This window comes from Streptococcus oralis subsp. oralis (genome assembly GCF_002096495.1).
GTDB classification, from domain to species: Bacteria; Bacillota; Bacilli; order Lactobacillales; family Streptococcaceae; genus Streptococcus; species Streptococcus oralis_CU.
This window is the reverse complement of the sequence record NZ_NCUO01000011.1, coordinates 312,390-324,002: the sequence shown is the minus strand read 5'-3', so window position 1 is coordinate 324,002 and position 11,613 is coordinate 312,390. Positions and strand designations below refer to the sequence as shown.

Sequence of the window (11,613 nt, the reverse complement as noted above, 5' to 3'; positions counted from 1 at the left end):
TTTTATATACTCCCGAGTTCTTTTTCTACCACATCCAATGCACGTTCAACAGTCACATGCATATCATAGTATTTATAATCTGCCAAGCGACCACAGAAGATAACGTGGCCATTTTTCTCAGCTTCTGCTAGGTACTGCTCATAAATAGCATTGTTTTTGGCATCATTGATTGGATAGTAAGGTTCATCTCCTCTTTTCCAATCTGCTGGATATTCTCGAGTAATAACCGTCTTGTCCTGAGTCCCAAACTCAAAATGTTTGTGTTCGATGATACGCGTATAAGGAATATCACGTTCAGTATAGTTGACTACAGCATTTCCTTGATGATTTTCTTGGTCCAAAATCTCATGCTCAAAACGGAGACTACGATACTCTAGTTCACCAAACTTATAGTCAAAGAACTGATCAATCATTCCTGTGAAGACAATCTTAGTTGCTGAAGCCTCCAAGTTCTCCCGATCAGCAAAGAAATCTGTATTAAGCTCTACTTCGATTCCTTCCAACAACTTTTCGATGATGACATTGTAACCACCAATTGGAATCCCTTGGTAACGGTCATTGAAATAATTGTTATCATAGGTCAATCGAACAGGTAAACGCTTGATGATAAAGGGTGGTAGTTCAGTAGCAGAACGCCCCCATTGCTTTTCGGTGTAGCCCTTGATTAGCTTTTCATAGACATCCATACCAATCAACTTAATGGCTTGTTCCTCTAAGTTTTTTGGCTCAACATCTTGCATGTGCGTCGTCTGCTCAGCAATTTTGTCCTTGACTTCTTGGGGTGTCTTTGTCCCCCACAAAGCATAGAAAGTGTTCATATTGAAAGGCAGATTGTAAAGATGTCCTTGGTAGTTGGCAATAGGAGAATTGATGTAATTGTTAAACTCCGCAAACTGATTGACATATTCCCATACCTTTTTATTAGATGTATGGAAGATATGAGCTCCATACTTGTGGACATTGATTCCTTCAACAGATTGGCAATAGATATTCCCACCAATGTGTTCTCGTTTATCAATCACCTTCACCTTCTTGCCACGTTTGTTAGCTTCGTAGGCAAAGATTGCACCTGACAAGCCAGCACCGACAATCAAATAATCGTACATAAAATCTCCTTATTTCTTTAAAACACTTTTTAGTTCTTGAAAATCCAAGACACGTAAGAGCAAAATCAAGCCACCATAGACTAGGAAACCAAGTACAGCATAGATCAAGACATTCACAACAGACGAGAAGTGCATGAAAGCTTGTGCAGAATACAGGGCGCCGTACATCAGTAGTGCTGCTAGAAGTATTTTTAGCATGGATGGTAGAATCTTGACCTCTTTTAGATACGAACGTGTAAAGTAGAGTTGAATCAGCCAGACCAAACCTTCAGTCGCAACAGATACAATTGAAGCTCCAATATAGCCCAGAGGCGGGATTAAGAGGAGATTCAAGCCCACACTAAAAACAGCTGGAATAGTTGTTGATAGCATAAATTCACGATTCTTATTGTGAGGAATCAAGATTTGAATTCCCATGATATTGGTCCAGCCAATAAAGAACATTCTAAAGGCCATGATGGCAATCGCATAGCGAGCATCTTGGAAGTCTTGCCCCAGGAAAAAATTAACAAAATCTTTGTTAACAATCAAAATCCCCGCAATCATCGGGAAGATAACCAAGTTATACACTAAGAAAGACATTTCATGTAACTTGTTAACCGCCTTTTGATTGCCTGATGAGAGGAGATTGGAGACCCGAGGCAACATGACACTACCTAGCGAAGTTACCAAGGTCAACAAAATATTCAATAATTTCAAGGCTTGATCATAGATCCCGACATCCTTGGTCGAAGACAAGGCACCCAACATGGTGCGATCTAGCGTGATGTAGAGTGAAATGGCAATCTGTGGCAGAAACAAGAGAATGACTGGTTTAATATGCTCTTTGGCATAGGCTATATCCAAATGCGGCTTGCGAATGTGCTCCCGAGCAGGAAGCCACATACTCAACTGACCTAGTAGATCATAGGCAACCAAGAGGATGATATACAAGTACAAGTCGGATGGTTTCTTAACAAATAGGAATATCGAAACAACACCTAGAAGTTTGACCATTGTGTTACGAGCTGTGATTTTTTTGAAATCTTCTAACCCTTGAAAAAGCCAAGAAATATCAAAACCACGAGACAGCAAACTAAAGCCAAGTATATAAGCAATTGGATTGTTCATCGACGGCACAAGCAAGCAGACAACTATATAAAGCGTAACCGCTAAACAGGTTGAAAGGACTTGTAAACTGTAAATACCCCAGAAGGTCTTTTCGACTTCCTTACGATGGCCGGAAATTTCCTTTGTCCCATAATTGGCCACCCCAAGTGTCGCTAAGAGTATAAAGTAAGTTACTATTGAGTTGTAGTACCCATAGGAACCTAAGTCATTGGATGAGAAAACCCGAGTAATATAGGGTGTAGTAATGACTGGTAAAACGATTACTAACAGCTGATAAGAAAGATTATATAAATAATTTTTTAATACTTTCACAAGGAGTTCCTCGTTGTAGATTTCTTCGATTCAAATTCAATAACTGGCAAGGTTGCAAATAGAGTAAACATAAAAATATTATAAGACGGGCGAACCCAGAAGGCCTCAAACATACAGTTGACTGCTATTAAGGATAAGGCCGTCAATAGCAAATAATTCTTTTTGCGATAAAGTGACCAAGACCTAACTATGTATAACACGACCAATAAGAGAACTGGAATCATCCCATAGGTAAAGAGCATCTGAACGTAGGAAGAGTCTACATAGTCGTAGCTCAAAACGGATTCTGTACGCCCCCCATAACCGACAAATGATATGCCCCGAATCCCAAACCACTGCACTGCATATTTTTTTAGTGCCTCATGTCCTAGGTGTAATCTCATACTAAAAAAATTGTTTAGAGCCACATACATTGGATGAGACCAGGTAAATTTAGAAGAGAGATAAATCATTACTGAAGACGCTATACCAGCCGATAAAGGAAGTAAAGCAAAAAGCCGTCGCTGTTTATCATTTCGGAAATAAAAGTACAGAAAAATGAGCGCCATTACAGTAATAGAAGCGGCATTAAGCCTCGCATCGCAATATCGAATAATGAAATAAGCCAGACCAAATCCTAAGGCAGTCCGTAAAACAATGAATTTCTTTCTAAAGATATACGATATAGCTGTATATAGATAAAAACAGTGAGAAGCAAAATCAGTTGGATAAATAAAGCCAAATGAATTTCGAACAACGACTCCCGCAGATCGTGATTGGACAAATTGCAAGTTTGGAATAGCACCAATCACAGCCAAGAACACTATCAATACAATAAAAAACAAGGCTACAACAGAGTATATTTTAAGTACACTTTCCATCTCAGCCTTGTAAAGAAAGACAAGCAGAAACATATACATCAATGCATTAAGGTTCCCAGTCTTATAGTAAACCATGCCCCCAGCAAAAAGAAGAATTGGTGCAAAGATGAGATAGCTTATAGAGTAGTGATGAATATAAGCAAATCGCATAGCAAGTAACAGGACCGCAAAAAAAGGAACTACATTAGGAATATTAGGTAAAACAGGAGCTAACATAGACGTATTGATCATATCTATGGAGACAACCACTATTAAAACTGCTGCAATTAGCAATTTATCACGTTCTAACTTTAACATTTTCTTTTTCCTTTTCTTCTTTCATCCCTAACTCTTACTTAGGATTTTTTTAACTTTTTAAATTGATAATAGAGTCGCGGATACTTAGTAACTAAAACATAGAGGATCCTACGTTTCTTGCTAACTCTAGCATTCTTCAAGACAAGAGGCAAATAAGGCCTGGTTTTCTCCTGAAGTCTCTTGAATTCTACCGAATCCCCATCCTTAATCATCGTAAAGATAAGAAGACTTCCTGTAAAGAAGCGTGAAATGATGGCTTCTTGGAGTTCTGAACTCTCAGGATAGGTTGCATTCACAACCTCTTTTAAATGATCAATTGCTTCGTAAAACTCGTATTGTTTTGGCGTGAAAGCCGAGGCAGTAATGCTACCAGGTCTATGGTAATAATGGTAAATCGGAAGATGGTACAAAGCCACGGATTGGGCTTGGTTGAGTTGCTCACTGATCACATAGAGGTCTTCGTAGATGCGCCCCTTGGGGAAGGGAGCTTTCTCAAGAAGTTCTTTCCGATAGAGTTTCCCACAAGCAGAGACCGTTACAAGGTCTCCGTAGAGCATCTCAGTCAGAGCCTTTGCCTTGTCATAAACCTTAACTTGATCTAGATCAAGCTGATCCAAGTGGAAGTTCTGATAACGATGATAGTGAGCTGTCGGCTCTACTTTACCACTAACCATATCTGCTTGGGTACGATCTTGTAGCTCTGCTAGCAATTCCAAGGCGCAAGGTTCCAAATAGTCGTCTGGATCTAGGAAAGTAATCCAGTCGCCCTTGGCTTTCAAGACCCCATAGTTCCGAGCATCAGACAAGCCACCATTGACCTTATGGTAGCTAGTCACCCAATCATATTGCTGGGCATACTGGTCACACAAGTGTCCTGAGCCATCACTCGAGCCGTCATCAATCAAGAGGACTTCCATATCCTTGTAAGTCTGATGTTCCAAACTCTCCATGGCATAATGAAGGTAGTCCTCCACATTATAAACAGGCACAATTACCGAAATCATATTTTCTTTTCTTTCTCTTACTTAGTTTTACAGTTTAAATCTCAAATGAGCTTCTATCTGGAAGCAGTTGATCCATAGCCTTGATAAAGTCTGTCATCACCTGCTCCTCGTCTTGAATGTTAAATCCATCATTGATACACATAATTTGGTATTTGCCAGAATTTAGTATCTTCCAAAAATCTGGTCCGGCATTATCCAAAGAAAAGAGTCCTCCCAACTTAGGATTTCCGATAGCGTATTTACCACTGGCAATCTGCCAATACTTAAAGAGCCAAACATTGGTATCAGAAGGATTTCTAAAGCGACTAGCAGAGGTTCTTTCCAAGACAGCTTTTTCCTTTTCCCATACCAAGTTCATCGTTGATCTTAGTAGAGGATAGGGCAGATGACTCTCCCAGAAACCACAGATAAACTGACTATTTCTGTATAGTAGCGACTTAACGATACTTTTTAATCCCTGCTTTGGATCAAAGAATTGGCCATTCTTCAAAATTTCATTTCGACTGAAATAGCTAGTGACAATCTCCATGTCATTTATCTGAAAATTCCCCGTTCCATATCGCTCAGGAATAATCGGTGAAAGAGCCGTATTATATTTAGGTAAACCATCCTCTGAGAAAAAATCTGTCGGCTCGACTGGAGCTGTCAAATACATATCGTCATTAAAAAAAACAAAATGCTCTGAGAGACCAGGGATTCGATGGATGTTACTTTCGATAGGATTGGCAGAAAAAACTGGCAGGTAGTCATTACAGATAATCTCTGTATGATCTACCAACACCAATTTTTCACTATTTATATCTAACCAGCTTGGCTTTTGCTGGTCGGTCACGAGGTAGACCTTATTGACCCAAGGAGCAAATTTTTCAACTCCTCTAAACCAATATTTAAAGGTCCCCCATTCTCGGTAAGCCTTGACTGAATTCATACTCTGTTTAGAAGTATTAACCGAGCCATCATAGCTTGATTTTTTTTCTTGCCACACAGGATCATTCCCATCAACCCAAGTAACAACAAAATCTATTTTATTCATAACTAATCTTTTCTATCTGTTTTATACAACTCCGAAAAGTTCTTAATGTAACTCTCCAAAGAAAACAGCTCTTTTTGTCTCTGATATCCTACTCGCCCAAATTTTTCTCTTTTTTCAGAACTATCTAGTAAGAGAGAAATGGCATTAGAAAGTTCTTGAGGACGATTTGGTTTGACTAAGCAACCACTTTTGTCATCTACTACCATTTCAGCTATTCCCCCATTGTTATAACCAACAACTGGTTTTGAACAAGCCATGGCTTCTAGGACTACTGTAGGTAGGGAATCAGGTTTTATACTTGGTAAGACAAAGATATCAAACATATTATAAAGTTCAGAAGTCTTATCGTAGTAATCAATACGATGAATTTGTGATACAACAGATGAAGAAGCTATTCTCTTATCTAGTTCTTCTAAACGCCATTCTTCACCAGGAAAAACACCTCCAGCTAGGAAAGCCACCGCTTGCTCATTCTTTTCCAAAAGTGGCTCGACTGCTTCTATGAAATCATTTTGTCCTTTTATAGCATTGACCCGACCAATCATGCCAATCACAAGTGCATCTTGCGCAATGTCAAATTTTTCACGAATAGAAGACGCATCCATTGGATAATAGACAGCATTATCGACACCGTTATAAATCACTTCCACTTGGCTATCTTTGATAAAGGGAGACTGTTTGATATGATTAGCGACCGCTTGGGACACCGTCACAATCTTGTCTGCATATCGTCCCATGAGCATATTGATAAAGTCAGAAATAGCTTTGGGTTTGACGATAATCTCATGAACATGCCAAATCAAAGGCAGCTTGAGCTTGCGTTTCAAATAGATGCCCTCCAAAACAGCCGCTGTATTATTGTGAACCATATCTATACTGTGTTCTCGAGCATAGAGGGCGATTTGCTTAGCATAGAAATTATAAGAGCGAATATAGTCAGCAATGCCTTTAGGATTAAAGTATTTTCTACGTAAAATCGGATAATCCAACACGCTGACCTTAGCTCCAACTTGGCGCAAAGCCTCGACTAAAACACCGTCATTTGGCAAGATGACGTGAGCTTCAAATTCTTTGGAATCCAATCCTTTGATCAATTCCAATAAAACCTTATCTGCTCCATACATTTCTGCACCAGCATGCAAGTATAAAATCCGTTTCATTCCCTATCCTTTAAACACTTCTTCATAATCTGACACAATCTTTTCCCATGTGAAAGCCGAGAGGATTCTTTGACTTGACTTGAAATCCAAGTCAGTTATTGCTACCTGATCAAATCCCTCTACTTCCTCAATGACACGAGCCAACTCATCTTTTTTCCAATAAATGGCCCCGTCTTCACCAACCTCACGGTTAAAGCCAACATCTAGCAACAAATTCAGTTTTGTGGATGCTAGAGCTTCCAGTAGAGAAGGGTTGGTTCCTCCAACCTCATGCCCATGGAAATAGGCAAAGGCATTTTCGCGAATGTACTTGAGTAACTCTTGGTCATAGACAGTCCCGACAAATTTGACCCTAGGATCTTTATCAAAACCAGTATCTTGTAACAACTGGTCGTAAAATTTATTCTGCTCCACATTTGTGATGAGAACAAAGTCCTTTTTGGACTTGGACTTGATAAATTCACGAATCATGGCTTCGTAGTTGTTTTCAGGAACGAATCGTCCCACTACTAGATAATAGCCATTTTCGCTAACTCCTTTTTCCTGATACCAGTTCCGAACTTTGGTATCTTCTGCCTTCAGGATTGAAGGGGCTGTATCTGTCCCATAGGCAATATAGGTGGTCTTTGGTTGATACTGCTTATAATCCTCTTGGATATATTGTTCGATATTTTTACTGTCACAGACCAGTAAATCTGCATGTTTGACCATGAGCTGCTCTGAAAATTTCCAGTACTTACGAACTGGCAGGCTCCACTTTGCTCGCAGCCATTCATGGCCATCAGGATTTACCAGCAAAGAGCCACCGATCGCACGAATTTTTTTCTTAAGTCCAGAAATAAAAGGACCGATGCGACAAGCTAGAATGTAAAAAATGGGAGCCTCGTCCTTGTTTTCCTTAGCCAATTCAATAGCCTTATTGACCGCTGCAATATCGTAAGCGATGGCGCGGGCCGGTCCGATATTGGGTACATCGATGTTGAAGCAAATGGCTCCATTGTGCTCAAACTGGTCTTCCGTAATACCAGACTTGGCTGAATTTTCACGCATACAAGCAACATAGTATTGTATGTTGCTGTCTTTTTGATATTCGGTTAATTTTTCAACAAAGGTTTCAAATCCTCCATACTTGGCAGGAATCCCCTTTGAACCAATGATATAAACTGACTTTTTCATCTCTCTCCTAACAGGACTGAAGGGCAGAAATTACTTTGCCCCATCTCTCATAAATACAACTTTAACGGTCTTTAACAATATTTCAATATCTTTCCAAATAGTCCAATCATCAATATAGGCCACATCTAATTTGACAACTTCATTGAAATCCTTGATCTCACTTCGCCCGCTGACTTGCCACAAGCCTGTTATCCCAGGTTTAAAACTCAATCGACGTTTTTGCTCAGGTGTATATTTTTCATACTCATCCACTGTTGGGGGACGGGTCCCAACCAGACTCATATCTCCCATGAGAACATTCCAAAACTGTGGCAACTCATCTAGGCTGGTCTTACGAATAAAGCGACCAATTGGTGTGATACGAGGATCATCATCAACCTTAAACATACCACCTTGCATGGTATTTTGAGCCAAAAGTTCTTGTTTCCTCTGCTCAGCATTCACGCACATGGATCTAAATTTATAGAAAGTGAAATGTCGACCATTTTTTCCAATACGCGTTTGAGAAAAAATCGCTGGCCCACCATCTTGTCGAATCATTGGAACCAAAACAATGCTCACCAAACCACAAATAATCAATCCAACAATCGAACCGACAATATCAATGATCCGTTTAGCGACCACATGACTCGTCTTATAAAATTTTGTTGAAAAAGTTACGACATTCAAACCTGCCATTTCACGAATTTTTTTATCACTACCTAAATTATCGTTAAAAGCATTGAGATTAACTGTCACGTCAATTCCCATTGTCTCAAAAAGTGAGATAAACTCCCCGATGTCGTACTCTTCACTTGGTAGATTGATAAAGACCTCATCAACAACTTCATGAGTAGCAAAGTCTAAGATGTTCTCAGCAGGTACAACTGTTAAGGATTGTTGCTGAAAATCAGGTTGGTCTAAAACACTGACCGCCACCAAATTCCAAAAAATTTCTCCCGACTCTATCAACCTATCGATGACTTTTTCAACCCTAGAGGTCGCTGTTATCAAGAATATCTTCTTACTCCCCTTGAGACTTGGAAAGATGCGTTTTCTATAGCGTTTCATGCACAGATTCAACAAATACAACAGAATAGAGTGTATTGTCAAAAAATAAATCATTCCTCGTCTAGAAATACTAAAACGATCTTCTAAGAAAAAATTCGAAATACTGATAGCTAAAGCAAAGAACACGATATACTTTGTAGTGTTGATAAACTCTGCTAAATAGCCTCTTTTAAAAAAATCATGCCCATAATCACTGATATAAAACACAAAAAAATGAAGAATGAACAAGATAATAACAGAAGTATTTACAATCTCTGTTTCCTTTACAAAACTAAGTAAATATGCTAATAAAATGACAAGAAAACTCTGGATTGCCGCCAAAGTAATCTTCAATCCCTTTTCTTCCATAATATCTTCCCTAAACTATTTATTATTTTTTGCCATAATTCCCATAGTTTCCATATGCTCCATAGGAGCCATATTTTTCAACTGAAGTATTGAGTTTATTAAGCACAATTCCTAAGAATGGTTTTCCTGTTTGTTCGAGTTGTTCTTTAGCTTTTTGGACATCACGACGATTTGTTTCACCAGCAGCAGTTACCAAAACAGAAGCATCACATTTTTGAGTGACGATAGCTGCATCTATGACAACTCCGATTGGCGCTGTATCCACAATGATGTAATCAAAGTACTTACGCAAGGTATCAAGCATGGTTGCAAAATTTTCACTTTGTAGCAAGGCTGTTGGGTTGGGTGATATAGAACCCGCTTGAATAACAAACAAGTTTTCAACATTGGTATCACATAGGCCTTGTGATAGGTCTGTCGTCCCAGATAAGAACTCTGTTAGTCCAGTAATCTTCTCGCGTGATTTAAAAACACCTGACATGACAGAATTACGAATATCGGCATCGATTAACAGCGTCTTATAGCCCGCACGCGCGAAAGCCCAAGCAATATTTGTAGAAGTAGTTGACTTCCCTTCACCCGGTTTCACAGACGTGATCGAAATAACTTTCAAATTATTCCCACTCAACTGTATATTGGTACGAAGCGCATTATAATATTCTTCAGCTTTTCTTGCCAAATCTAATTTTTTTTGTACAATCTCTAATGTTGGCATCTCTCTCTCCTATTTCAATTTATCCAAATTTGGAACTACTCCCAATAGCGCAATTTGCATCACATCTTCGATATCTTCTGGACGTTTCACTCGTGTATCTAAGAGCTCAACTAGGAGAACCGTAACAACCATTACAACTGCGCCAGCAAGAAATCCAACCATGGTATTGCGACGGATATTTGGAGACGATGGGGATGTTGCAGGACGAGCTTCTTCAAGCGTTGTCACATCTGAAACTCGCGTGACACTGATGATTTTTTGGGCAGCAACCTCTCTCAAAGAGTTAGCGATGCGGCTCGCTTCTTCAGGCAAACGATCTGTCACAGAGATAGAAACAATACGCGTATCCACTGGAACTGTTACCTTAATTTTACTAGCTAGACCTTTTGGAGGGAGATCTAGTTTCAAATCAGTCGCAACTTTTTCTAAAACGTCTTGCGAGAGAATGATTTCACGATAGTCTTTTACCAAGTAAGATCCAGCTTGCAAGTCTTGGTTGGTCAAACCTGGCTTATCTCCCTGATTACGGTTGACCACATAAATTCGGGTCGTACTCGTAAACTCCGGCTTCACAATAAAACTACTGTAGGCAAATGCTACTGTCCCTGTCACGAATGCTACCAAAGCAATTAAAAATTTTCGTTTCCAAAGGATTTTAAGTAAGTGAAATACATCGATTTCCATCATATTTTGTTCTTTCATTTTTTCTCCTAAATCAATTGATCCATTATTATTTTTCGGGGATTATCCTTAAAAAGTTCCTTAGCCTTATCTTCACTGTATTTTTTGGCAATGATATCATAGGCTTCCTCCATATGAGGAGGTCTGTGATCCAAGTTGTGCATATCACTTGCGATCACGTGAACCAGATCTCGTTCCAAGAAATACTGAGCTCTCTTTTTCATGAATTTATAAGTTTCTCCGAAGAGTTTAGGTTTCAAGACATGAGAACTATTGACTTGAGTATAACATCCCATATCAATCAGCTCTCGCACGCGCTGCTCATTGTTTTCTAAAGCATCGTAACGTTCAATGTGGGCAATGATGGGTGTAATGCCTAACATTAGAATATTACTCAGCCCCTTATGCATATCCCGATAGGGTGTATTCATACTAAACTCAATCAAAGCATAGCGACTATCGTTGAGGGTCGGGATTAATTTCTTTTCTAACTTCTCAACAACATCTGGCGTATAGTAGATTTCTGCCCCATAGGCAATGATTAAGTTATCCGCAACTTCCTTAGCCATTTCTCGCACCTTTAGAAAGTTAGTCGCGATTTTTTCTTCAGGAGTTTCGAACATCCCTTTTCGTCTATGCGAAGTTGAAACGATTGTCCTCACTCCTTGACTGTAGGCCTCTCTAAGAAGTTTTTTACTTTCCTCTATCGACTTTGGACCATCGTCCACATCAAAAACGATGTGCGAATGAATATCGATCAT

The 11,613-nt window shown here is 39.4% G+C and carries 11 protein-coding genes; all 11 read right to left on the bottom strand.

The window, feature by feature from the left end; translation table 11 throughout:
- Positions 1–2: 2 nt before the first annotated feature.
- Genes glf through cps4B form a run of 11 tightly spaced genes read right to left on the bottom strand, consistent with a single transcriptional unit; the run spans position 3 to position 11,613 of the window.
- Positions 3–1,106: a UDP-galactopyranose mutase gene (gene glf / locus B7717_RS05145; protein ID WP_084944314.1), complete on the bottom strand. Its 1,104-nt coding sequence runs from the start codon at positions 1,104–1,106 to the stop codon at positions 3–5.
- Between the two features lie 9 nt (positions 1,107–1,115).
- Positions 1,116–2,528, bottom strand: a complete 1,413-nt coding sequence (locus B7717_RS05140; RefSeq protein WP_084944313.1) for a flippase — start codon at positions 2,526–2,528, stop codon at positions 1,116–1,118.
- Positions 2,525–3,685, bottom strand: coding sequence for a hypothetical protein (locus tag B7717_RS05135; protein WP_000915512.1), 1,161 nt, complete (start codon positions 3,683–3,685; stop codon positions 2,525–2,527). Before B7717_RS05135 ends, B7717_RS05140 begins: the two co-directional genes overlap by 4 nt.
- A 38-nt stretch (positions 3,686–3,723) precedes the next feature.
- Positions 3,724–4,689, bottom strand: coding sequence for a glycosyltransferase family 2 protein (locus B7717_RS05130; protein ID WP_084944312.1), 966 nt, complete (start codon positions 4,687–4,689; stop codon positions 3,724–3,726).
- Between the two features lie 34 nt (positions 4,690–4,723).
- Complete coding sequence (locus B7717_RS05125) at positions 4,724–5,722, bottom strand: Stealth CR1 domain-containing protein (RefSeq protein ID WP_001033091.1); 999 nt, start codon at positions 5,720–5,722, stop codon at positions 4,724–4,726.
- A gap of 2 nt (positions 5,723–5,724) precedes the next feature.
- Positions 5,725–6,882 carry a glycosyltransferase family 4 protein gene (locus B7717_RS05120; RefSeq protein WP_000822224.1) on the bottom strand — a complete coding sequence of 386 codons (1,158 nt, stop codon included), beginning with the start codon at positions 6,880–6,882 and terminating at the stop codon, positions 5,725–5,727.
- Positions 6,883–6,885: 3 nt separating this feature from the next.
- The gene (cps2T, locus tag B7717_RS05115; RefSeq protein WP_000750329.1) at positions 6,886–8,058 is read right to left on the bottom strand and encodes a beta 1-4 rhamnosyltransferase Cps2T; all 1,173 of its coding nucleotides are present in this window, start codon (positions 8,056–8,058) and stop codon (positions 6,886–6,888) included.
- A 30-nt stretch (positions 8,059–8,088) separates the two neighbouring features.
- Positions 8,089–9,456, bottom strand: coding sequence for a sugar transferase (locus B7717_RS05110; RefSeq protein WP_084944311.1), 1,368 nt, complete (start codon positions 9,454–9,456; stop codon positions 8,089–8,091).
- Between the two features lie 22 nt (positions 9,457–9,478).
- Positions 9,479–10,171 carry a tyrosine-protein kinase gene (locus B7717_RS05105; protein WP_001142576.1) on the bottom strand — a complete coding sequence of 231 codons (693 nt, stop codon included), beginning with the start codon at positions 10,169–10,171 and terminating at the stop codon, positions 9,479–9,481.
- Positions 10,172–10,180: 9 nt separating this feature from the next.
- The gene (gene cpsC, locus B7717_RS05100) at positions 10,181–10,873 is read right to left on the bottom strand and encodes a capsular polysaccharide biosynthesis protein CpsC (protein WP_000664124.1); all 693 of its coding nucleotides are present in this window, start codon (positions 10,871–10,873) and stop codon (positions 10,181–10,183) included.
- An 8-nt stretch (positions 10,874–10,881) separates the two neighbouring features.
- Complete coding sequence (gene cps4B, locus B7717_RS05095) at positions 10,882–11,613, bottom strand: capsular polysaccharide biosynthesis protein Cps4B (RefSeq protein ID WP_000565332.1); 732 nt, start codon at positions 11,611–11,613, stop codon at positions 10,882–10,884.

Coding starts and splice junctions, on each gene's coding strand:
- glf (WP_084944314.1), bottom strand. CDS start 1,106: ATGTACGATTATTTGATTGTCGGTGCTGGCTTGTCAGGTGCAATCTTT.
- B7717_RS05135 (WP_000915512.1), bottom strand. CDS start 3,685: ATGTTAAAGTTAGAACGTGATAAATTGCTAATTGCAGCAGTTTTAATA.
- B7717_RS05130 (WP_084944312.1), bottom strand. CDS start 4,689: ATGATTTCGGTAATTGTGCCTGTTTATAATGTGGAGGACTACCTTCAT.
- B7717_RS05125 (WP_001033091.1), bottom strand. CDS start 5,722: ATGAATAAAATAGATTTTGTTGTTACTTGGGTTGATGGGAATGATCCT.
- B7717_RS05120 (WP_000822224.1), bottom strand. CDS start 6,882: ATGAAACGGATTTTATACTTGCATGCTGGTGCAGAAATGTATGGAGCA.
- cps2T (WP_000750329.1), bottom strand. CDS start 8,058: ATGAAAAAGTCAGTTTATATCATTGGTTCAAAGGGGATTCCTGCCAAG.
- B7717_RS05110 (WP_084944311.1), bottom strand. CDS start 9,456: ATGGAAGAAAAGGGATTGAAGATTACTTTGGCGGCAATCCAGAGTTTT.
- B7717_RS05105 (WP_001142576.1), bottom strand. CDS start 10,171: ATGCCAACATTAGAGATTGTACAAAAAAAATTAGATTTGGCAAGAAAA.
- cpsC (WP_000664124.1), bottom strand. CDS start 10,873: ATGAAAGAACAAAATATGATGGAAATCGATGTATTTCACTTACTTAAA.
- cps4B (WP_000565332.1), bottom strand. CDS start 11,613: ATGATCGATATTCATTCGCACATCGTTTTTGATGTGGACGATGGTCCA.